At 70.0% G+C, this 273-nt stretch carries 1 protein-coding gene; it reads left to right on the top strand.

Annotated features, from left to right (window positions below; genetic code table 11):
- Positions 1-67 precede the first annotated feature (67 nt).
- On the top strand, positions 68-273 hold a 206-nt coding region (locus SB751_RS30450), incomplete at its 3' end, for a hypothetical protein (RefSeq protein ID WP_410749078.1).

The raw sequence follows: 273 nt of genomic DNA, 5'->3' as shown, positions 1-273 counted from the left end.
CGGGCAACGCGACGGCGCAGCTCGGCGCGCCGCGCACGGTGACGGCTTCGGTGGAGTTCGATCTGTGATGACGACCCGCTTTTTGCACCAACTCACGCGCGCCGCCGCCTCACTCGCGCTCTGCGCCGCGACGCTCGCCGGCAGTCTCGCGGCAACACCCGCGTTCGCGCAGCCCAAAACGCGTATCGCCGATCTCTGGTTCGCGCACAACGCGGTGGTGATGATGCTCGGCTCCGCGAACGACGTGGTCGCGACGGTCGCGCGCAAGCAGGC

This window comes from Cupriavidus sp. SIMBA_020 (assembly GCF_046535395.1).
GTDB classification, from domain to species: domain Bacteria; phylum Pseudomonadota; class Gammaproteobacteria; order Burkholderiales; family Burkholderiaceae; genus Cupriavidus; species Cupriavidus campinensis.
This window is presented reverse-complemented; position numbering and strand designations above follow the sequence as displayed.